16 protein-coding genes and 2 tRNA genes are annotated in these 21597 nt (G+C 55.0%); 13 read left to right on the top strand and 5 right to left on the bottom strand.

Features of this window, described 5'->3' with window-relative positions; genetic code table 11:
- Nucleotide 1: 1 nt before the first annotated feature.
- Together FHW17_RS16250 and FHW17_RS16245 are read right to left on the bottom strand one after the other, a co-directional pair.
- On the bottom strand, nucleotides 2-1219 hold the full coding sequence (locus FHW17_RS16250) for an LL-diaminopimelate aminotransferase (RefSeq protein ID WP_112524872.1): 1218 nt from the start codon (nucleotides 1217-1219) through the stop codon (nucleotides 2-4).
- A gap of 186 nt (nucleotides 1220-1405) precedes the next feature.
- Nucleotides 1406-1750 (bottom strand): hypothetical protein, encoded by a 345-nt coding sequence (locus tag FHW17_RS16245; protein WP_112524870.1) that lies wholly within the window; start codon nucleotides 1748-1750, stop codon nucleotides 1406-1408.
- A 249-nt stretch (nucleotides 1751-1999) separates the two neighbouring features.
- Between FHW17_RS16245 and phaC the strand changes: the two genes are divergently transcribed.
- The 9 genes from phaC (at nucleotide 2000) to FHW17_RS16205 (ending at nucleotide 10533) form a co-directional block, all read left to right on the top strand.
- The gene (gene phaC / locus FHW17_RS16240) at nucleotides 2000-3820 is read left to right on the top strand and encodes a class I poly(R)-hydroxyalkanoic acid synthase (protein WP_112524868.1); all 1821 of its coding nucleotides are present in this window, start codon (nucleotides 2000-2002) and stop codon (nucleotides 3818-3820) included.
- A gap of 252 nt (nucleotides 3821-4072) precedes the next feature.
- Nucleotides 4073-5356 carry a YcbK family protein gene (locus tag FHW17_RS16235; protein WP_112524866.1) on the top strand — a complete coding sequence of 428 codons (1284 nt, stop codon included), beginning with the start codon at nucleotides 4073-4075 and terminating at the stop codon, nucleotides 5354-5356.
- 147 nt (nucleotides 5357-5503) lie between these two features.
- Nucleotides 5504-5578, top strand: a tRNA-Glu gene (locus tag FHW17_RS16230).
- 674 nt (nucleotides 5579-6252) lie between these two features.
- Entirely contained in the window at nucleotides 6253-6375 is a 123-nt protein-coding gene (locus FHW17_RS25370; protein WP_255784354.1) for a hypothetical protein, read from the top strand.
- A gap of 82 nt (nucleotides 6376-6457) precedes the next feature.
- Complete coding sequence (sfsA, locus tag FHW17_RS16225) at nucleotides 6458-7159, top strand: DNA/RNA nuclease SfsA (protein WP_112524862.1); 702 nt, start codon at nucleotides 6458-6460, stop codon at nucleotides 7157-7159.
- Nucleotides 7160-7177: 18 nt separating this feature from the next.
- Nucleotides 7178-8008, top strand: a complete 831-nt coding sequence (gene map, locus FHW17_RS16220) for a type I methionyl aminopeptidase (protein WP_112524860.1) — start codon at nucleotides 7178-7180, stop codon at nucleotides 8006-8008.
- 13 nt (nucleotides 8009-8021) lie between these two features.
- Entirely contained in the window at nucleotides 8022-8822 is an 801-nt protein-coding gene (radC, locus tag FHW17_RS16215; RefSeq protein WP_112524858.1) for a DNA repair protein RadC, read from the top strand.
- Nucleotides 8823-8913: 91 nt separating this feature from the next.
- Nucleotides 8914-9747, top strand: a complete 834-nt coding sequence (locus tag FHW17_RS16210) for an AraC family transcriptional regulator (RefSeq protein WP_112524856.1) — start codon at nucleotides 8914-8916, stop codon at nucleotides 9745-9747.
- A gap of 69 nt (nucleotides 9748-9816) precedes the next feature.
- Nucleotides 9817-10533 carry a 3-keto-5-aminohexanoate cleavage protein gene (locus FHW17_RS16205; protein ID WP_182510325.1) on the top strand — a complete coding sequence of 239 codons (717 nt, stop codon included), beginning with the start codon at nucleotides 9817-9819 and terminating at the stop codon, nucleotides 10531-10533.
- A gap of 83 nt (nucleotides 10534-10616) precedes the next feature.
- On the opposite strand, the gene tig is transcribed toward FHW17_RS16205, so the two are convergent.
- Nucleotides 10617-12041 (bottom strand): trigger factor, encoded by a 1425-nt coding sequence (tig, locus tag FHW17_RS16200; RefSeq protein ID WP_182510324.1) that lies wholly within the window; start codon nucleotides 12039-12041, stop codon nucleotides 10617-10619.
- Between the two features lie 661 nt (nucleotides 12042-12702).
- Here tig and FHW17_RS16195 point away from each other — a divergent pair.
- The 4 genes from FHW17_RS16195 to FHW17_RS16180 all read left to right on the top strand — a co-directional run bounded on the left by FHW17_RS16195 (nucleotide 12703) and on the right by FHW17_RS16180 (nucleotide 19432).
- The gene (locus FHW17_RS16195) at nucleotides 12703-13860 is read left to right on the top strand and encodes an efflux RND transporter periplasmic adaptor subunit (RefSeq protein WP_112524850.1); all 1158 of its coding nucleotides are present in this window, start codon (nucleotides 12703-12705) and stop codon (nucleotides 13858-13860) included.
- Nucleotides 13857-17027: a multidrug efflux RND transporter permease subunit gene (locus tag FHW17_RS16190; protein ID WP_112524848.1), complete on the top strand. Its 3171-nt coding sequence runs from the start codon at nucleotides 13857-13859 to the stop codon at nucleotides 17025-17027. Before FHW17_RS16195 ends, FHW17_RS16190 begins: the two co-directional genes overlap by 4 nt.
- Nucleotides 17028-17173: 146 nt before the next feature.
- The gene (locus FHW17_RS16185; protein ID WP_182510323.1) at nucleotides 17174-19261 is read left to right on the top strand and encodes a prolyl oligopeptidase family serine peptidase; all 2088 of its coding nucleotides are present in this window, start codon (nucleotides 17174-17176) and stop codon (nucleotides 19259-19261) included.
- A gap of 88 nt (nucleotides 19262-19349) precedes the next feature.
- A tRNA-Leu gene (locus tag FHW17_RS16180) sits at nucleotides 19350-19432 on the top strand.
- A 117-nt stretch (nucleotides 19433-19549) separates the two neighbouring features.
- Here the strand turns inward: FHW17_RS16180 and FHW17_RS16175 are convergent.
- Both FHW17_RS16175 and FHW17_RS16170 read right to left on the bottom strand, forming a co-directional pair.
- Nucleotides 19550-20587: a type VI immunity family protein gene (locus FHW17_RS16175; protein ID WP_182510322.1), complete on the bottom strand. Its 1038-nt coding sequence runs from the start codon at nucleotides 20585-20587 to the stop codon at nucleotides 19550-19552.
- Complete coding sequence (locus FHW17_RS16170) at nucleotides 20565-21590, bottom strand: PAAR-like domain-containing protein (protein WP_162700311.1); 1026 nt, start codon at nucleotides 21588-21590, stop codon at nucleotides 20565-20567. Before FHW17_RS16170 ends, FHW17_RS16175 begins: the two co-directional genes overlap by 23 nt.
- Nucleotides 21591-21597: the final 7 nt, after the last annotated feature.

The following is a 21597-nucleotide window of genomic DNA, read 5'->3' as shown; positions in this document are numbered from 1 at the left end:
CTTAGCGGCGCGCGTTCAACGGAATGACGTTGTGCAGCTTTTCATCCGCCGTGGCAAGAAACCGCTTGAGATTACGGGCTGCCTGACGAATGCGATGTTCGTTCTCGACCAGCGCAATGCGGATATAGTCATCGCCATGTTCACCGAAGCCAATGCCCGGAGCAACGGCCACATCCGCATGTTCGATCAGAAGCTTGGAGAATTCCAGCGAGCCGAGGCTGCGGAACTTTTCCGGGATCGGTGCCCAGGCAAACATGGTTGCTGCCGGTGACGGAATGTCCCATCCGGCCCGGCCAAAACTGTCGACCAGAACATCACGGCGATGCTTATACACAGCGCGAACTTCCGCAATGTCGGAACCATCGCCATTCAGCGCTGCAGCGGCGGCAACCTGAATGGGCGTGAACGCACCATAATCAAGATAGGATTTAACCCGGGTGAGCGCCGAAATCAGACGTTCATTGCCAACGGCAAAGCCCATGCGCCAGCCGGGCATGGAGAACGTTTTTGACATGGAGGTGAATTCCACGGCCACATCAATTGCGCCCGGCACCTGCAAAACAGATGGAGGCGGCGCATCGTCGAAGTAAATCTCCGAATAGGCCAGATCCGACAGAATGATGATTTCATTCTTGCGGGCAAAGGCAACCACATCCTTATAGAAATCCAGCGATGCCACATGGGCCGTTGGATTGGATGGATAGTTGAGGATCAGCGCCAGCGGCTTGGGGATCGAATGGCGAATGCCACGCTCCAGCGCCGGGATGAACTGATCATCGGGCATGGCCGGGATCGAACGGATCACGCCACCGGACATGATGAAGCCGAAAGCATGGATCGGATAGGTCGGATCAGGGCAAAGCACCACATCACCGGGCGCAGTGATCGCCTGCGCCATATTGGCGAAGCCTTCTTTCGAGCCAAGCGTCGCCACAACCTGCGTGTCCGGGTTGAGCTTGACGCCAAAACGGCGTTCGTAATAGGCGGCCTGAGCGCGCCGGAGACCCGGAATACCCTTGGATGAAGAATAACGATGGGTGCGCGGGTCCTGAACGGCCTCGCACAGCTTGTCGACAATACCCTGCGGCGTCGGCAAATCGGGATTGCCCATACCCAGATCGATAATGTCCGCACCCGCCGCTCGCGCGCTCGCCTTCAGGCGATTGACCTGTTCAAATACGTAAGGTGGCAGGCGGCGAACTTTATGAAATTCTTCCATAGGTTTGGGTCCGGTAAAATGGGTTTAATGTGCGGGTGCGCTATACACCCAAACTGCAAAGCGGTCGAGCAATGATTGACCTTTTGTGTCTAGCACTTAAGTCAATTGCTGCGATGCCATCCAGCTTGGGATTTCTTAGGAAGACACTGTGAATGCGGTGTCTTCGTGACCGTGCGGGGCAGCGTGTTATTGCGAGCCTTCGATGGCCTTCAGATCATCCTGCTGTTGCTGGACCAGCTTCTTCATTTCCGCCTGTCGCCGGGCAACGGCGGCGGGATCGGCGGTGGCATTGCCCTGCCCGCTTTTGGCAGCAACAAGCTTCTTATGCACTGCGTCCTTCTCCTGCGGCGTAAACTGCGCGGTCTCGCCCTTCGGATCGGGTGTGAACACCGGATAGGTCCCGGTATTGACCGGACCGGTCAGCGGCGAGTTGGACATTGGCTCCGGCGGCATGTTCGCACAGGCGCTCAGACCAGCAATCAGAACGGTGCCAACCGAGAAGCGGATAATGGTTTTGACCGAGATATTCATTGTTTGTCCTGACTGCCGGAATCGATATTCATCATGGTGATAAGAATTGCAGGTTAGAGGGATAGCATTAGAGCCCCATACATTCAAATAGGTTCAATTCTGTTTCTCCAAGGGAAATACAATCTGCGGGCAAGGTGACAACACCATCATCTTTCCTGCAGAATGGCTTCAATTGAATGTCCGTTGCTCTGACTTGTGGTATCATGTCTATTATGCTGATCGGGAGGATCGGCGGGAGGAAGTGAATATATGGATAATCACGGCGACAAGACCGGAAAAACGCCGAACCTCGATCATTATGTCATCAAGGACCCTGAAGCCTTCGCGCGTAACGTCGCCCATATGATTGAGCAGGCCGGCAAGGCCGCTTCCGCCTGGGTTGAGCCGCGCGAAAAAGGTCTGAAGCGCGACACGATTGCCGATCCTGTCACCGATGTGGTGAAAACCCTCTCCCGCGTTTCCGAATACTGGTTATCCGAGCCGGGCCGGGCCCTTGAAGCGCAAACCAAGCTTTTCGCCAGCTACATGACCATCTGGTCCAATTCCATCCGCCGCATGAGCGGTGAAGAGGTTGAAGATATCGTCAAGCCCGACAAAGGCGACAAGCGCTTTTCCGACGAGGATTGGGGCAAGAACGCTTTCTTTGACTTCCTCAAACAGGCTTATCTTGTCACAGCAAACTGGGCTGGTGAGTTGGTCACTCATGCGGAAGGTCTGGATGATCACACGCGCCACAAGGCCGCGTTCTACGTCAAGCAGCTGACCTCAGCCATATCGCCCAGCAATTTCCTTTTGACCAATCCAGAGCTTTACAAGGAAACGGTCGCCAGCAATGGCGAAAATCTGGTCAAAGGCATGAAGATGCTGGCGGAGGATATTGTCGCCGGTGGCGGTGATCTGCGCCTGCGTCAATCAGACCTGACGAAATTCACCCTTGGCGAGAATGTCGCGACCACGCCCGGCAAGGTGATTGCCCGCAGCGACGTGGCCGAAATCATCCAGTACGAAGCATCCACAAAGGAGGTGTTGAAGCGCCCGCTGCTGATCTGCCCGCCATGGATCAACAAATTCTACATTCTTGACCTCAATGCCGAAAAATCCTTCATCAAATGGGCTATCGATCAGGGTCACACCGTTTTCGTGATTTCATGGGTCAATCCTGATCATCGTCACGCACTGAAAGACTGGACCGCCTATATCAATGAAGGCCTCCGCTTTGGCCTCGATACAGTCGAGAAAGCCACAGGCGAAAAGGCTGTGAATGCCATCGGCTATTGCGTTGGTGGCACCCTGCTCAGCGCTGCCCTTGCCCTTTTCGCGGCAGAAGGCGAAAACCGGATCAAAAGCGCAACGCTTTTCACCACCCAGGTCGATTTTACTTACGCAGGTGATCTCAAGGTCTTTGTTGACGAGGATCAGATTCGAGCGCTGGAAGCTGCCATGTCCGCCGAGGGCTATCTCGATGGCACACGTATGGCGACAGCCTTCAATATGTTGCGCTCAGGCGATCTGATCTGGCCCTATGTCGTCAACAACTATATGCGCGGCCGCGATCCTGTGCCGTTTGATCTTCTCTATTGGAATGCCGACGCGACACGCATGAGCGCCGCCAATCACTCCTATTATCTGCGCAATTGCTATCTCGATAATAATCTGGTGCGCGGGATGATGAAGCTGGCAGGTGAGAACCTGTCATTGGGCAATGTCAAAATCCCCATCTACAATCTCGCAGCCAAGGAAGACCATATTGCACCTGCACTGTCAGTCTTCACCGGCTGCAAATATTTTGGCGGCGATGTCACCTATGTGCTTGCTGGCTCCGGTCATATCGCTGGCGTCGTCAACCCACCCGCCAAGAATAAATACCAGTACTGGACTGGCGATTCACCCGTTGGGGCATTTGACGAATGGCTCACCAAGACCACCGAACATCCCGGCTCCTGGTGGAATCATTGGCACAAATGGATCGAATCGCAGGACGAAAACCGCGTCCCGGCCCGCATACCCGGTGAAAATGGTTCGGAAATCCTCGCCGATGCCCCCGGAACCTATGTCCGCATCCGCGTGTGAAAACCCGCTATTTTGCTGGCTTTTAAGTTTATCCAAGAGTTGAGAACCGTGGCAGGAAAGTGGCTAATCACTTTTCTGCCTCATTCTCACTATAGCCAAACGCTTGTAGAGACGTTTAAAAACCGTTAACTTTACGAACTCTCTGCCGGTGTTTTTTGCACTTCAACGAAACTTCGCGAGCGTCCTGCTCATAAGAAAAGCGGATTGGACTGAACTTTTGCAAGAGCCGGAAAAGACGAGACGGGGGAATCGTTGAACAAGCTGTCAGCCTCAGTAGCGGCCTTCCGGGCAAGCACCGTCATATGCGTTGTCACGCTTTTCGCGATGGCAACCGTGTCGTGTACGTCTACGGGTTCGTCGCCGACAGCAGGTACCGTCCTCAGTGTCGCTCCAACAACAACCACAACATCCACGGCTACCGCCAACGCAATGCCGGTGACTGGCTCGGAAAGTGTGTCTCCGGAAGCGTTGGCACTTGCTGGCGGTTCAGAAACGAATGCGCTGAAAACCGTCAATGATGCGGCAGCCCAGCCCGGTCATGACAAGAACAACACCTCCGCAGCACTGACAGGCAAAGACGCAACTGTGGCTCAGGCACCGGGCAAGATACCCGGAAAAACCGCACTTTTCGGATCAAGCGCACCGACACCGCAACCGGAAGCCCAGCAGCAGATTGCAGCATTGGCGCCAGCAGCGGCGAAACCACCGGTCAAGACATCATTGTTTGGCAGTTCCACCAAAGCTCCGGAACCGGCAGCAGCAGAACAACCGCAGCAGGTTGAAACGCCGGAAGTAGGCAGTAAGGCCGCAAAAGCTGCTCAAGCCGCGGAAGCACAGGCCGCCACAACCCAAACAAGGCCGGGTACTGGCAAGGACAATGGGCGGCTGGTGCGGCTCTTTTCCAATAACAATGCTGCCCCGCCATCAAAACGTCTCGTGGCCGTCATTCAACCGAAGGCACAAGCCCAGCTCAAGGCACTCAGCAGCGATAGTCAGGTGCAAATGGCGGGACTGCCCTCTCCTTCCGATTACAAGCCGACCGAGCATCTTGCCTCGCTGCCCGGCGTGCGCCCCAATGGCGGCATTGTCATCATGCAGCGCGACAGCCTCTATCAGGACGACGATGAAGGGTCAGCTGCTCCGGTGATTCTCGCTTCAGCGGCTGGTCTCGCCCGTCTTGCACCCAATGGCCTCAGGGTTCAGCGCGAAAGCGTCGATGTTGCCTGCCTGAAACCGCAACTGGTTGGCATACTGAAAACAATTGAACGCCGTTATGGCAAATCGGTTATCGTCACCTCTGGCTATCGCAGCCCGCCCTACAACCGGCTGGTGAACGGTGCAAAGGCCTCTTTGCACATGTCCTGTGCTGCCGCCGATATTCAGGTTCCCGGCGTTTCCAAATGGGAATTGGCGAATTTTGCCCGATCAATGCCGGGGCGTGGCGGCGTTGGCACCTACTGCTATACCGAATCAGTCCACGTGGATATCGGCCCGACTCGCGACTGGAACTGGCGCTGCGGCCGTCGTCGCAGCTAGTATAAATCGATAGTAGCGGCCCTCCTTCTGCCCGGCACGCAGTATATTTGCCCACAGGCACCACAACAATTTTCACTTTTCCCAAAAAAGAATGAAATATGGGGTTGCAGTCGAAAAACTGTTTCACTATAAGCCGCTTACCTGCAGGCGCCCATCGTCTAGCGGTTAGGACGGCGCCCTTTCACGGCGCAAACAGGGGTTCGATTCCCCTTGGGCGTACCAGGTTTTCTCCCCGGAAATCAATGATTTATAACAGCTGGCTAACAAGCCTGCGTGCCATTTGGTCATGTGAAACGGCCAGCCCCTGAAGGAGCCGGCCGTTCTGTCTTTGGTCAGTATTATCAGTTTGCAGGTGCCGGTTTTGCTGGGTCCGGTGCGGGAGTTGCCGGAGCTGCATCGGGTTTTGCAGGTTCCGACGTGGTCGCAGGTGGCGTCGTGCCACCCCCTGATTGCTTGTTGTCACAAGCTGCCAACGTAAACGCAGCGATCGCTAGAATCGGTACAAGAAACTTATAGTTCATCGTGTCTCCTCCTATGCGTTTCACCCGCCTTAGGCAGGCAAGACACAGGATGAGACACTCAAAGCGATGAGAACAGCCCGCGGCGTTCAAGCTTTGTCACCGACTGTTAAAGAAAGTTATGAGGTTGTATTCCTGACCTGACCTATCATGAATCACTGCTGAGATTCCGATCTTTAGCAGTAGGGTTCGGTTTAACCTCCAAACGAACCCGAATTCTCCCACCCCAGAGCAAATTTGCCTGCCCCTCAAAAGGCAGGCTTTTTTTCGCCCTGCGCTTTTGCACAGCGCGGATACAATGCCTGCGAATGAGCATAACTGAGCCACAATCCCGGCACGTTTTTTCTGTCTCTTTGGCTCATGCAGGAAAACATAATCATGAGCAAACAAACGAAAACAACGCTGACATTCTTTCTGGCTGGCCTTGCCGCTATTGCCGCCGTCCTGACCGCAGATATGTCCCTCGCAGATGTGATCCGGACAGTTCAAAGCCTGTCCTGACGGCGTAACGCCTGTCCTGACGGCCCAGAGGCTGTCCTGATTACAGATTGTTCCGGGGCACCGGTTCGGATACATCTCGGGCATGATTTTCCCCACGCCCCTCGCCACCGGCAAACTGGTCCAGCGCTATAAACGATTTCTCGCCGATATCATTCTGGACGACGGCAGCCCGATCACCAGCTCCGTTCCCAATACAGGCTCGATGCTCGGGCTCACCGATCCCGGCATTCGTGTCTGGTTGTCCCAGTCCGACGATACGAAACGCAAATATGCGCACACGCTGCAAATCGTCGAAGCACAGGGCACTTTGGTTGGCATCAACACCGGCCTGCCCAACCGCATCGCCGAGGAAGCCATTTTGGCTGGCCTTTTGCCCGGCCTCTCCGGATATCGCGACCTAAAGCGCGAGCAGAGATATGGCGCCAATTCACGGATCGACATCCTGCTGACTGACCCTGAGCGCGCAGCAGCCTATGTCGAAGTGAAGAACGTCCACTTCTCGCGAACGGAAAATCTCGCGGAATTTCCCGATTCTCCGACTGCCCGTGGCGCAAAACATCTGGACGAGCTAGGCAACATGGTTGAGAATGGCCACCGTGGTGTCATGCTCTATGTGATCCAGCGCGACGATTGCGACCGCTTGAGAATCTGCGGCGACCTTGATCCGGTTTATGCAAGGGCATTCGAGCGTGCAATGGCGCGTGGGGTTGAAGCTTACGCAATAAGATGCCACATCACACCTTCGGGTATTGCAGCAACAGGCGCGATACCCATTATTGATTGACGCCAAGCGGAAAGCACCATGGTTACCTATCTCGATGCGCAGACTGCGCCCCTGAAGAACACCGGACAGATCAGGCTTCACGGCGCTGATGGTTTTGCGGCCATGCGCAAAGCTTGCCAGCTGACCGCGCGCTGCCTCGATGAGCTTGCGAGCATCGTTGCGCCCGGCGTCACCACCAATACCATAGATCGCTTCGTCTTCGAATTTGGTGCCGATCATGGTGCCCTGCCCGCAACGCTGAACTATCGCGGCTATACAAAATCGTCCTGCACCTCGATTAATCATGTGGTCTGCCATGGCATTCCCGATGACAAGCCAATGCGTGAAGGCGATATCGTCAATATCGACGTGACCTATATTCTCGACGGCTGGCACGGCGACTCCAGCCGCATGTACCCGGTTGGCGAAATCAAGCGCGCTGCGGAACGGCTCATGGAAGTAACTCACGAAAGCCTGATGCGCGGCATTGCAGCCGTTCGTCCCGGTGCGCGCACCGGCGCTATCGGCGCAGCAATCCAGAATTATGCGGAAGCGGAGCGCTGCTCGGTTGTGCGCGATTTCTGCGGCCACGGCGTTGGCCAGCTGTTTCATGATGCACCGAATATCCTGCACTACGGCACACCCAATGAGGGTGTCGAATTGCGGGAGGGCATGATCTTCACCATCGAGCCAATGATCAATCTTGGCCGTCCACACGTCAAAGTGCTCGCCGATGGCTGGACCGCAGTTACGCGTGATCGCTCGCTGACGGCACAATACGAACACACAGTCGGCGTTACCAAGGATGGCTGCGAAGTCTTCACGGTATCACCGGCAGGTCTGTTCGCCCCGGGACTGAAACTCGAATAGAACGCAGAGGCCCATGAGCGAAGACGAGCCACAAAAGACTTTCTTCCTCAATGAGCCTTCCCCAAACACCCTTCAGAAACAACCTGGTGTTGAAAAAAGCGCTGGCACGTCGAATCTTGCCAGCAAACCGGATGAGCCAGTCGAGCCTCATTACACCGGTCACCGCGAGCGCATGAAGGAGCGTTTTCTGAAAGTTGGCCATCAGGGCTTGGCTGACTATGAAATGCTGGAAGTGCTGCTTTACCGCTCGATACGGCAAGGTGACACCAAGCCGCTCGCCAAAGCGCTTCTGGCTCGTTTTGGCAGTCTGGCTGAGGTATTGGGCGCGCCAGATCATCTGCTGCAGGAGGTAAAGGGCTGTGGGCCCGTGGTGGCCTTTGATCTTAAACTCATTGCTGCCTTCACACACCGCATCATCCGCAGCGATATGAATCAGCGCACCGTGCTCGGCTCATGGGGCAAACTGATCGACTATTGCACGGCGGCCATGGCGCATGAACAGCGGGAGCAGTTGCGTATTCTGTTTCTCGACAAAAGAAACACCCTGATTGCCGATGAGGTGCAACAGGTCGGAACAATCGACCATACGCCCGTTTACCCGCGTGAAGTCATCGCCCGGGCGCTGCAATTATCAGCCAGCGCCATCATCCTTGTTCACAATCACCCCTCCGGCGATCCGACACCATCGAAAGCCGATATCGAAATGACCAAGACCATCGCCAATATCGGCTCGCAAATGGGCATCGTGGTCCATGATCACATCATTATCGGCAGGAACGGCCATGCCAGCCTCAAGGGCATGAAACTTTTTTAGCCCTGTCAAAATTGCATTCGAACCGCAATCGCGATCAAATGCCCTCTCCCGGCGGCGTGTAGTTGAATGCTGTGCATATGTGGAGAGTTTCATGAATTCGGTTGAGAAAGCGATCTGGTACGTTGAAGGGCATTTTGCCGAGGAAATAACACTCGATGATATTGCTGACGTTGCGGGTCTATCGCGTTTCCATATGTCGCGCGCTTTCGGCATTTTTGCCGGGCGCTCGGTCAGCAGCCATATACGTGGCCGCAGATTAACGGAAGCAGCGAAATCCCTGTGCGAAGGCGCCCCGGATATTCTCAGTGTCGCGCTTGATGCCGGATACAGCTCCCACGAGGCATTCACGCGGGCGTTCCGCGATCAGTTCGGGCTCACCCCCGAACAGGTTCGCGCACAGCGCCATGTCAGAAACATCCCATTGGTGGAGCCGATGAAAATGGATCAGCAATTTATTATCAATCTGGAAGAGCCGCGCATCGAAAATGGCAGGCCGATGCTCATCGCAGGCATAGGCGAACGCTATAGCTGCGAAACAAGTTCAGCCATCCCGGCACAATGGCAACGTTTCGGCCCCTATTTCGGCCATATCAACGGTCAGGTTGGTGACGTCGCCTATGGTGTCTGCTGCAATGGCGATGATGCCAGCAATTTCGACTATATTGCTGGTGCCGAGGTAAAAGACTTTTCGGATATTCCGGCGGAGTTTGCGCGGGTTCGCATACCGGCCCAGATCTATCTGGTGTTCTCGCACCGGGATCATATCTCAACCATACGCAGCACCATCATGACGATCTGGGGTAAATGGATACCCGAATCCGATCATGTACTGGCCGATGCACCCAATTTTGAGCGTTATGGTCCGGAATTTGATGCGCGAACCGGCAATGGCGGAATGGAAATCTGGATTCCCATCAATAGCTGAACATATCCTGACACAGTGCTGTCACCAGTAAATCCGCTATGATGAACTCACAGGAGCGGAGAAACCAGCATGTTACAAGCCTGTCTCAACGGAGGACGGACGCGGGAATTTCACCCTGCAGTTCCGTTTACAGCATCGGAAATAGCCGGAGATGCGGCGCTTGTCGTGGCAGCCGGGGCGCGTGAATTACACATCCATCCACGCGGCCCGGACGGATTGGAAACACTCGATCCGGATCATGTGGCCGATACATTGCAAGCCATTCGTGCAACCGTACCAGGCATTCCTGTCGGCCTTTCCACCCATTGGCGCATAGCACCGGGCGGAATTGCCCGGCAGGAACCAATCCGCCAGTGGAAGACCCTCCCCGACTATGTCTCGATCAATCTCATCGAAGACGATGCAGAGGATTTGATCGCCCTTGTTCTTGGCAAAGGTAGCGGCGTCGAAGCCGGTATCTGGTCCGTCGACGACGCAGACCGATTTGTCAGGTTGAGCAACGCCGGAAAATGCCTGCGTGTCCTGATTGAGATCAACGAACAGGATGTTGAGGAAGGCTTGCGCGTTGCAGAGGGCATACAGGCAGTCCTGAACGCGGCGGGCAGCAAACTCCCCATCCTCATGCATGGCGATGAAGCCAGCGTCTGGCCGGTCTACAGGGAAGCTATGGCGCGAGGTTTTGACAGCCGCATCGGTCTGGAAGACGGCAATCTCCTGCCTTCAGGGCAAATGGCAAAGGATAATGCCGATCTGCTGCGTGCTGCCCTTGCTCCCGGCAATAGATAGTTTTCAAAAGCAAAACGGCCCCGTGAATACGGAGCCGTTTCGAATGTATGAGGCTGCGTTTGATGCAGCTTCTGGTCAGAAGCTTATGCTTCGTCTTCGGTCTTCTTCTTGGCGGCCTTTTTTGGCGCTGCCTTCTTGGCAGGCTTCTTGGCTTCACCTGATTTTTCGTCCGACTCGTCTTCAGCCATCAGCTCTTCCTTCGTCACCTTCTTGTCGGTCACATTGATGGACGAGAGAAGGTGATCGACAACCTTTTCTTCAAAAATCGGAGCGCGGAGATTGTTGATTGCTTCCGGTGTCTTGCGGAAGAATTCGTAAATCTGCTGTTCCTGACCGGGATACTGACGAACCTGATCGTAAACGGCGCGCTGCAATTCTTCTTCTGTCACTTCAATACCGGCCTTGTTGCCGATTTCGGAGAGAACGAGACCAAGGCGAACGCGGCGTTCAGCCAGCTTGCGATATTCTTCGCGCGCTGCTTCTTCCGTTGTGTCTTCGTCTTCAAAGGTCTTGCCAGCCTGCTGCAGGTCCTGACCGATCTGTGCCCAGATGTTGTTGAACTCGGCATTGATCAGACGTTCTGGCGATTCGAACTGGTACTCGCCATCGAGCGCATCGAGAATCTGACGCTTGACCTTCTGACGGGTGAATGAGCCGTACTGGCTTTCGATCTGCTCACGGATAACCTGACGCAGACGATCAGCGCTTTCGATGCCGAGCTTCTTGGCGGTTTCGTCGTTAATTTCGAGTTCGCCGGGCTTGCCGATTTCCTTGACAGTGATGTCGAAGGTTGCGTCCTTGCCTGCCAGGTGCGCCGCACCATATTCAGCCGGGAACGTCACCTTGATCTGCTTTTCGTCACCAGCCTTGGTGCCAACGAGCTGATCTTCAAAGCCGGGAATGAACTGGCCCGAGCCGAGGATCAGCGTTGCATCGGTATCAGCGCCGCCATCGAACGGCTCGCCGTCGATCTTGCCGAGATAATCCATGGTCACGCGGTCGCCGGTTTCGGCCTTGCCCTTCTTGGGCTCAAAAGTCTGGGCAGAGCTTGCAACGCGCTTGACCTGCTCTTCAACTTCCGCATCCGTAACATCAACGACTTCGCGTGTGATGGAGATCTTGGAAGCGTCCTTGAGTTCGATCGCTGGCAGAACTTCGTAGTTCAGCGTGAATTCGAAATCGGCTTCGCCGTTCAGAACCTTGTCCGCTTCCTTCTCGTCTTCAGTCATTGCGACTTCTGGCTGGGTAGCGGACTTTTCATTGCGGTCAGCAAGGATTGTGCGCGAGGAATCGCTGAGGATCTCGTTGACGACTTCAGCCATGAAGGACTTGCCGTACATCTTGCGCAGGTGATTGAGCGGCACTTTGCCGGGGCGGAAGCCATTGATGCGCGCCTTGGCGCTGGCACCTTGGAGGCGTTCGGAAAGCTTTGCTTCCAGATCCTTGGCCGGAACGACGACCTTGATCTCGCGCTTCAGCCCTTCATTGAGCGTTTCAGTAACCTGCATGTCCAAACCTTCACTTTTTAACATTTGTCCCGCCGTCGCCGGCCTATTAGCCAAATTGCGGGAGAAAAACTGTCTGCCATCGTGGCTTCTGGTGCAGATGGGGCGAGCCATGCCCTGACCATCTACGTTGATTTTATTGCTTTATTTCTTTTTCGGCCCGTTATTTGTGTCAAAATTCATATCACAGAATATGCCACAAAGCCGCGGAAGAAATTGCACCCTTACCGATTGGTGGCTCCATTTACTTGCACTGCGTACAAAAATCAATGGCACAGCCCTATGCGATTTGAAAATCCGCGCCGGTGCGCCTGAACTCCTGCACACAAGTCTGGCGCTTTCATGATCACAAAAAGAAGTGAAATATTTGTCTGATGACAACCATGTGCAACTGTGCAAATCTTGATACGTGGGGACCATCGATAGCCATACTGGAAATACACCATACGGAATTTTGGAACTGCCCTTGCGCTGGTCCCTATCGAGACTAAGTATTAAATCGATACAATCTGAGAAATTGACTTGTTTATCTGCGGCACCAGCGTTCCAGCTGTTCTGGTCAGTGCTCATCTGACTCGTAGCCATAAGATGAATCACCGGCGCGGACGGAGAGGCAATCGCATCTCACGAGGCACGGAAGTCTGATCGTCATGGAGGCCTGCCCTTGTCACGGAACTCTCTTTCTACACTTACCCTCGGCTTTGCACTTGCGCTCACGACCGCCTTGCCGGTGCTGGCGCAAAATGCTCCCCCGCCTCCGACAGTCACCGTAGCAAAACCTGTCGTGCGCGACGTCATCGACAGCGATGAATTCATCGGCCGCTTTGAAGCCGTCGATCAGGTTTCTGTCCGGTCGCGTGTTGATGGCTATCTCGATACCGTCCACTTCAAGGACGGTGCTCTGGTCAAAAAGGGTGATCCGCTTTTCACCATCGACCAGCGGCCATACATATCCGCGCTGGCTCAGGCACAATCCGCGCTGGAAGTTGCCAAGACCACGGAAACCTATGCGGAAGCACAGTTCAAGCGGACACAATCGCTGACCGGAAGTGGTACATTGTCCGTATCGACGCTGGATGACCAGCGGCGGGCGTTTCTCGCCGGTCAGGCGAGTGTGGTTGGCGCACAGGCTGCCGTGGATGCAGCCCAGCTCAACCTCAACTATACGCAGATCACCGCCCCGCAGGATGGCCGTATTGACCGCCGGCTCATTTCGGTCGGCAATCTGGTCAATGCCAACAATACAATCCTGACATCTATCGTTTCGCTTGATCCGATCGATTTCTATTTCGACGTGGATGAACGCAACCTGTTGTCCTATTCGAAGACAGCCCGTGAAAACGGCGCCAATCTGCAGGAAGGCGGTGGCGGTCTTGAAGTCACCGTCAGGCTGACCGATTCGAACGAACAGCCATTCAAGGGCAAACTCGATTTTGCCGAGAACCGGCTCGATGACGCCACAGGAACAATGCGCGTGCGTGCGCGCTTCGACAATCCCAAGTTCATTCTTCAACCCGGCCTTTTTGGGCGCGTCGAAGTGGCTGCCTCGAACACATATAAGGGCACGCTCGTACCTGACGAAGCCGTTGGCTCCGACCAGAATGAACGCGTTGTCTATGTCGTCAATGCTGACGAAACCGTCACCACAAAACCAGTTCGCCTCGGACCGAAGCTTTACGGCTACCGGGTTATCCGCAGCGGCCTGAAGGGTGATGAAACCATTGTTGTCAACGGCCTGATGCGCATACGTCCCGGCATCAAGGTCAAGCCTGAACTCGTCGAGCTTCCGCCGGAGGTTAAGGGCGCGGAGGCAGGCCAATGAGGTTTGCGCATTTTTTCATCGACAGACCGATCTTTGCGTCGGTTCTGTCCATTGTGCTGCTGATTGTCGGCGGTATCGCCTATACTCAGCTTCCCGTTGCCCAATATCCTGAAATCGCACCACCAACCATCGTTGTCCGCACCGCCTATCCCGGTGCCGATGCCGAAACCATCGCCAATACGGTCGCCACACCCATCGAGCAGCAGATCAACGGCGTCGAGGACATGCTTTATATGTCCTCCTATTCGACCGCTGACGGCTCAATGGCACTGACGATCACCTTCAAGCTTGGCACGGATCTCGATAAGGCGCAGGTTCTGGTGCAGAACCGCGTTGCCATTGCCGTACCGCAATTGCCGCAGGACGTGCAGCGCAACGGTATCACCACGACGAAAAGTTCGCCCGATCTGATGATGGTCGTACACGTGCTCTCGCCTGATAATCGTTACGACCAGCTTTATGCGTCCAACTATGCCAACACCCGTATCCGCGACGTTCTGCTGCGGCTCGACGGTGTTGGTGAAGTTACTATCTTCGGTGAACGCCAATACTCCATGCGTATCTGGCTAGATCCGCAAAAGCTGGCCGCCTATAGCATGACATCCGCTGATGTGGTTCAGGCACTGCGTGACCAGAACGTGCAGGTCAATGGTGGTGCTATCGGCGGACCACCCACATCGGGCACCAATGCCTTCCAGTACACAGTGACCATGCAGGGCCGTTTCAGCGATGCCCGTCAGTTCCGCTACGTCATCGTCAAGACAAGCGGTGATGGCCGTCTCGTACAGTTGCAGGATGTCGCCCGCATCGAGCTTGGTGCGAAAGACTATGTGACGAACAGCTATCTCGATGGCAGTCCTGCCGTTGCGCTGGGTATTTTCAGCCGCCCCGGCACCAATGCCCTCGCCGCCGCAGAAACAATCCGCTCGACCATGGAGGAACTTTCCAAGGATTTCCCTCCGGGCCTGAAATACGACATCGTTTATGATCCAACGGAATTCATCTCTGAATCGATTTCCGATGTTTACAAGACGATCTTCGAAGCCGTCATCCTCGTGGCACTGGTTGTGCTTGTCTTCCTGCAATCCTGGCGGACGGCAATCATCCCCATCGTTGCAATCCCGGTCTCGCTGATCGGCACCTTTGCCATACTCTCGGCATTCGGCTTCTCGCTGAATATGCTCACTTTGTTTGGTCTGGTGCTCGCCATCGGCATCGTGGTTGATGATGCCATCGTGGTGGTCGAAAATGTCGAACGAAACCTTGCGGCGGGCATGAGTCCGAAAGAAGCCTCCCACATAACCATGGATGAGGTCGGAACTGCGGTTATCGCCATTTCGCTGGTGTTGATTGCGGTGTTTGCGCCAACAGCCTTCATTCCCGGCATCTCTGGTCAGTTCTATATCCAGTTTGCCGTGACCATCTCGGCTGCGACGGCCATTTCGGCGCTTAACTCGCTGACACTTTCGCCTGCTCTGGCAGCGATCGTGCTGCGGCCGCATAACCACGCGCTATCGAACAATCCCGCGGCACGTTTCGGGCGAATGCTCGCCAATGGTTTCAACACTGGCTTCGACAAGATGGCGAACGGCTATTCGTGGATCGTTCGGCGTCTGGTTGGATCGTGGGTTGGCATAGGCGCGTCCCTGCTCGTATTTGTCGGCTTGCTCGGTGCCACATGGTTTATGGCCAATACGATCCCACGCGGCTTCGTTCCGCCCATGGATCAGGGCTACGCCATTGTGGTCGTCCAGCTTCCTGACGGTGCATCCCTCGCCCGCACCGACGCGGTTATTGAAAAGGCATCCAAGATCATCCGGGGCGTTCCGGGTGTCCGCAACGCCGTGGCCTTTGCGGGTTTCAACGGTGCGACCTTCACCAACGCATCGAACTCCGGTGTGGTCTTTGCTCCGTTCCAGCCCTTTGCTGACCGGATCAAGAATGGCCAGACGGGTGATTCGATCATCAGGCAGATCTATGGAAGCCTGCAGAGTATTCAGGAAGCCTTCATCATCGCCGTACCGCCACCGCCAATTCGCGGCGTCGGTAATGCCGGTGGCTTCAAGATGCAGCTTCTGGATCGCGACAGCTCGGACATGCGCCGCGTTCTCGGCCTTGCCTATCAGATGATGGGCGAAGCCAACCAGACACCGGGACTAACAGGCGTCTACACCACTTTCTCCGCCAATAGCCCGCAATACTTCCTCGAGATCGACAGAGACAAGGCGCAGGCGCTCAACGTGCCTATTCCGAACATCTTTGAAACGCTCTCGACCAATCTTGGCACGTCCTATGTCAATGATTTCAACGCTTTCGGCCGTGTTTATCAGGTGCGGGCGCAGGCCGACCAGCAATACCGGCTGGATCGGACTGATATCCTTGCACTAAAAGTACGCTCGGCCACGGGCGCACTGGTTCCACTTGGCACGCTCATTGAAATCAAGGACACAAACGGTCCCTCGCTCGTGCAGCGATACAACATGTATGTATCGGTGCCGCTACAGGGTAATGCTGCACCCGGTGTTTCCTCCGGTTCCGCGCTTGACAAGATGGAGGCATTGGCAGCCAAGACCCTGCCCGCCGGAACAACCTTCCAGTGGACAGAACTTTCGCTGCAGGAAAGACAGACGGGTAATACCGCAATCCTGATCTTCGGGCTTTCGGTCGTGTTCGTCTTCCTTGCCCTCGCCGCCCAGTATGAAAGCTGGGTCCTGCCACTGGCGATCATCCTGATTGTCCCATTGGCAGTTCTGGCCGCGCTGATAGGCGTGTTCTTGCGAGGAATGGATAATAATATACTCACCCAGATCGGCCTTGTGGTTCTGATTGGTCTGGCGGCGAAAAACGCGATCCTGATCGTGGAATTCGCCCGCCAGCATCAGGCGGAAGGTTCCAGTCCGGTTGAAGCGGCCATTGAAGCCAGCCGTCAGCGTCTGCGCCCGATCCTGATGACGGCTTTCGCCTTCATCTTCGGTGTCGTGCCGCTGATGATTGCCCAAGGCCCCGGCGCAGAAATGCGTCAATCACTGGGTACAGCAGTGTTCTCCGGCATGCTTGGCGTGACATTCTTCGGTCTGTTCCTGACGCCGGTGTTCTACGTCGCACTCCGCTCCATCGGGCGCAAGAAAGCGGCTGTGGAGACGCCCACGGAAGCGCCTGCCCATTAGGGCTGGCACCACACCGTATAAATCAAATCGCGTCGGCATGAATGCCGGCGCGTTTTTTTACTGGCATCGAAATTGATCCTTTGAGGCATTGCAAAACGCCTCACTTTCACCAGACTGCTCGGCAGATTCTCAAGGAAGTGAAGCTCATGACCGTTCAAGATATCCGCCCGACTGTCGACGCCCCCGATGATGATCCGCATATCTGGCTCGAGGAAATCGAAGGGGCCAAGCCGCTTGAATGGGTTGCCCGGCAATCCGCAGCCACCTTGCAACGTTTTGGCGGCCAGCAATTTGAACGGGATCGCGATGTTCTGACCGCAATTCTGAACAGGCCAGACAAGATTCCGATGGTCGCCCGCCGTGGCAACTATCTCTACAATGTCTGGCAGGATGAACAGAACCCGCGCGGCCTGTGGCGCCGCACCACCATGGCGTCCTATAAAACGCCAGAGCCGGAATGGGAGCTTCTCCTCGACATTGATGCGCTCGCCAAATCAGAGGACGATGACTGGATCTGGAGCGGCGCGCACATCGAATCGAAAAAACGGCAGCGTGCCATCATCAAGTTATCGCGCGGTGGCAGCGATGCGGTTGTCCATCGCGAGTTCGATATGGATAATTTCCGCTTTATCGAGGATGGGTTCAACCTGCCCGAAGCGAAAGGCGATCTTGACTGGCTGGATATTGATACCGTCCTCATCTCAAGCGCGCTTGGCGAAGGCATGGTCACACAATCAGGCTATGCCCGCACCGTGCGTCTGTGGAAACGTGGCACCGATCCACTGTCTGCGCCTGTCATCTTTGAATGCCCGCCGGAATCCATGGCTGTGGGTGCTGGTATTGACCGCAGCAGCGGCAGCGAGCGTATCTGGTTTGTCGAGCAGCGCTCCTTCTTTGAAACCGCGGGCTGGCTCGGCGACCGTGAAGGCGCCAAACAGCGTCTGGACGTACCGGCGACTGCCTGGTGGAACTCCTACAATAAATGGCTGACCGTAAAGCCGAGGGAGGATTGGACCGTATCCGGTGTCACCTACCCTGCCGACACGCTGCTGGGCGTTTCGCTCCAGGCCTTTCTAGCGGGCGAGCGCAATTTCCAGATTCTGTTCGAGGCCGCGCCGCGCCGCGCGCTACAAGGTTTTTTCTGGAACGATAAGAAGCTTGTCGTCTCGTTTCTCGATAATCTTGCGCCGCGCTTCGAAATTTTCGAACCGAGCGAGGGCAAATGGGCAAAGACAACCGTCAGCGCCCTTCCCGCCGAAGGTATTGTTCACCTCTGGTCGCTGGATGTCGAACATGACGATACCACGGGCGAATTGCTGGTTGCAGCGCAGGACCCGATAACCCCAGCACAGGTGCTTTTGCTCGATATTGCCAAGCCAGAGGCCATCGCCGTACCAACGCTGCTCAAGCAAAGCCCTGCGGTCTTTGATGCCACCGGCCTTGTTGTCACGCGGCATGAAGCTATCTCGACGGATGGCGAAGCAATCCCTTACACACAGATCGGACCAAAGGGTGAAACGGGCGACGCGCCCGTCCACATGACCGGCTACGGCGGCTTTGGTTTGTCGATGGAGCCTTATTACAGCGCATCTATCGGCAAGTTGTGGCTGGAGCGCGGCGGCACCAGCGTGGTTGCCAATCTGCGCGGTGGCGGTGAATTCGGCAGCGCGTGGCACGAAGCGGGGCGCCGCGCAGGCAAAAAGCTCTCCCACGACGATTTTGCCGCCATTGCCGCAGATCTGGTTCGTCGCGGCGTTACGCGGCCCGAACGTATAGCGGCGGAAGGCGGCTCCAATGGCGGCCTGTTGATCTCCAATATGCTGACGCGTTACCCCGAACGTTTCGGGGCGCTGTTCTGCACCATTCCCCTGATCGACATGCGCCGCTACAACAAGCTTCTCGCCGGAGCAAGCTGGGTCGACGAATATGGTGATCCTGACAAGCCTGAGGACTGGGACTTCCTGAAAGAGCTGTCAGCCTATCACAATGCTGTACCCGGTCGTCCCTATCCGCCGATCCTCATTGCAACAACACGCCGGGATGACCGCGTTCACCCCGGTCACGCACGCAAGATGGCGGCAAAGCTGCAGGCTCTTGGCTATAACACCTATTTCTACGAGCCTGAGGCGGGTGGGCATGGCTATGGCAAGGACAATAAAGAACGGGCCAGCTTCATTGCGCTTGGCTACACTTTCCTGCGCGACGCAATCGGCTGGAAGCCAGTCTCTGAGTAAACTGTTCAAACAGCAGCTTTTTCCTTTGACCCCCGGGAAGACGGTGATATAGAGACCGGCGCTTGGGGGTCGAATACGGCAACCATCTGCGGATATGGCGAAATTGGTAGACGCACCAGATTTAGGTTCTGGCGGGAGACCGTGGGGGTTCGAGTCCCTCTATCCGCACCATTATTTTTAGAATGATTGTTTTATTCCAAATGTTTACAGATTTTATGCTGGGTTTACCCCCGCAAATCTCCTTTTGGACGGAGGTCATTCGTGTACTAAAAAGAGATCAAAACGAACTCAATCAAAGCGATGCACCCATTTGAGTGTTTCATCCACTTCATCGAGCGGATCGGGGACTCTGAAATATCCCATATCTGTGTAGTCTTCAAATCTTATGGGCTTTAGTGCCTGCGCAACCGTGTTGTAATGTGATCGAGTCCGCCCCGCATTCACATCTCCAATAAACGGATATTTCCCCACTTGTATAATCAAGCCTCCAGCATAGTCATGGACAACGATCTCCGTGTCCTGCGAAAGTGCATTGGCCAATTTCTCTTTCCCGCCAAGCTTTTCCACAAAGCCGTCATCGATAATTGTCAGCCAGTTTACGCCCCGGATAGACGTGCTGTTACCAGCTATTAGGTTGAATTGAGCCGTGTCCGTGTAATCCAGACCCGGAAATCGCTTCAGAAACGGAAACATCTTACTGTCACGTTGGGAATATGGCGGTGATCCGAAATCCCTTACCATACCAAGACCACTCAGGCCGTGCCGTGGTTTTATCCGGGCACACCACTTCAGCAGGGTAGCGATCAATAGATCTGTATTACTCATGTACCAGCTTGAATGAAAGTAAGCTGAAATAGAGGAGAGCTTGTCTCTATAATTTGACCAAGCTCCAGCGCCTTCAATGGCGTAGGGTGTGGGCTCGCCGGTGCGGATGGCATTGACATATCCCACCAATCGGCCATCGAACCATTCATCCTCGCCAATGCTGGGCAGAATCTCGCGAAAATGTTCGGGGAAATGGTGATCCGTAATGGGGCTAAGTCTGTTTGCATCATTCTTCAGAAAATGCGTCATGCTGTCTTTAAACAATGAAAAGTAATCTTCCCAAATACCAATCATAAAGATGCGCTGTTCCATCGCACAGCCATTGGGAAAGAACATCTCCATAAAGCCACCACCACGCCATATTGGACGTCCAGTGCGTTCATGATTGATAAAAAGATTATCGAGGCCGGAAGCCAGCGCGAGATCAGAATCGGAAAGTTTCTCGGAAGATTCATCTTTTTCAGTCATAGCTATCCATTCAGTATCCGCGAATGCACTCATATACAGTCGTTCCAAATGCTCCCGCTACAGGTCGGCACCAGTCACCGGCCGGACGAGGGTCTGACCACGGCCATGCTCCGGGCACCTGTTCTGACGGTACGGGAAAAGCAGGGTTTGGCGAGGTCTTTGGCGCTCGTGATGGTGCTGTAACAGGCGCCGGTGCAGTACCTCCGCCGCCCGAACAGTCACAATCCTGTTCTACATCCAGTGTTTCATTTTTAGCACCAATATCTTTTGCAGCTTGAGGATAAAGTTCCTTTTGCCTCGGGGATAACGTATCCCCTTTGAACTTCATTTCAACCAGCATCGAGTTACTACCACCTGTGCGGCAAAGTACATCCGGCCGGATTCCACCTCCCGGTGTCATTGGGTTGGATGTTGGTGCTGTCCCCCCTTTATTCATAATGATGCCCCACACGCCGGCGGCTTTATCCCAGATCATAGAGACTTCGGGGCACATTCCATTGTTGAAGTTCGTGGGGTATTTGCCATCATAGAATTTTTTTCTGATCTCATTGGCGACGCAAAGTTGCCGGAGGGTTGCGGGCTTGCACTTACAAGCAATTTCGCAGAGTTCATCCAGATCCTTCGCGCTGGCTCCCTTAACCAACCCGGTATAATACCCGCCTGCCGAGATAGTATTGCCTTTGTTGAGCAACATCCTGTCCGTCAGGCGCGTGACATTCCGCCCCTCCATAAATACGTCGAGCGACCAGGACAGAAAAGTTGCGCGATGCATGTTAACGCCAGAGATCACGCCTCCGCCAACTCCCGGTTCGTCGCCAATCGAGACGGAGAACTCCGAACCCTTGACGCCATTCATTGCGCCATCATGTGAAAAGACCGTCTTTGTTCCCTTCGCCAAATCCTTGGCAAAGGCAATATTGGTGAAAGGCACAGGAATCGTGGGGGCTTTACATACATCCGGCAGCGTCGAACGCACCCAGCCATCTGAATGTTTGTGGCAAAGCGTAATGCCGTTGATCGAAACCGTTTCCTGCATATGCCCC

This window comes from Phyllobacterium sp. P30BS-XVII (assembly GCF_014138335.1).
Lineage (GTDB): Bacteria > Pseudomonadota > Alphaproteobacteria > Rhizobiales > Rhizobiaceae > Phyllobacterium > Phyllobacterium meliloti.
Note: the sequence above shows the minus strand (reverse complement) of the source record. Positions and strands in the feature narration are given on the sequence as shown.

Excerpts from the sequence above, each read along its gene's own strand:
- radC (WP_112524858.1), top strand. The coding sequence starts at position 8,022 with ATGAGCGAAGACGAGCCACAAAAGACTTTCTTCCTCAATGAGCCTTCC.
- sfsA (WP_112524862.1), top strand. The coding sequence starts at position 6,458 with ATGATTTTCCCCACGCCCCTCGCCACCGGCAAACTGGTCCAGCGCTAT.
- FHW17_RS16205 (WP_182510325.1), top strand. The coding sequence starts at position 9,817 with ATGTTACAAGCCTGTCTCAACGGAGGACGGACGCGGGAATTTCACCCT.
- FHW17_RS16185 (WP_182510323.1), top strand. The coding sequence starts at position 17,174 with ATGACCGTTCAAGATATCCGCCCGACTGTCGACGCCCCCGATGATGAT.
- map (WP_112524860.1), top strand. The coding sequence starts at position 7,178 with ATGGTTACCTATCTCGATGCGCAGACTGCGCCCCTGAAGAACACCGGA.
- FHW17_RS16170 (WP_162700311.1), bottom strand. The coding sequence starts at position 21,590 with ATGCAGGAAACGGTTTCGATCAACGGCATTACGCTTTGCCACAAACAT.
- FHW17_RS16210 (WP_112524856.1), top strand. The coding sequence starts at position 8,914 with ATGAATTCGGTTGAGAAAGCGATCTGGTACGTTGAAGGGCATTTTGCC.
- FHW17_RS16190 (WP_112524848.1), top strand. The coding sequence starts at position 13,857 with ATGAGGTTTGCGCATTTTTTCATCGACAGACCGATCTTTGCGTCGGTT.
- phaC (WP_112524868.1), top strand. The coding sequence starts at position 2,000 with ATGGATAATCACGGCGACAAGACCGGAAAAACGCCGAACCTCGATCAT.
- FHW17_RS25370 (WP_255784354.1), top strand. The coding sequence starts at position 6,253 with ATGAGCAAACAAACGAAAACAACGCTGACATTCTTTCTGGCTGGCCTT.
- FHW17_RS16250 (WP_112524872.1), bottom strand. The coding sequence starts at position 1,219 with ATGGAAGAATTTCATAAAGTTCGCCGCCTGCCACCTTACGTATTTGAA.
- FHW17_RS16245 (WP_112524870.1), bottom strand. The coding sequence starts at position 1,750 with ATGAATATCTCGGTCAAAACCATTATCCGCTTCTCGGTTGGCACCGTT.
- tig (WP_182510324.1), bottom strand. The coding sequence starts at position 12,041 with ATGCAGGTTACTGAAACGCTCAATGAAGGGCTGAAGCGCGAGATCAAG.
- FHW17_RS16175 (WP_182510322.1), bottom strand. The coding sequence starts at position 20,587 with ATGAGTGCATTCGCGGATACTGAATGGATAGCTATGACTGAAAAAGAT.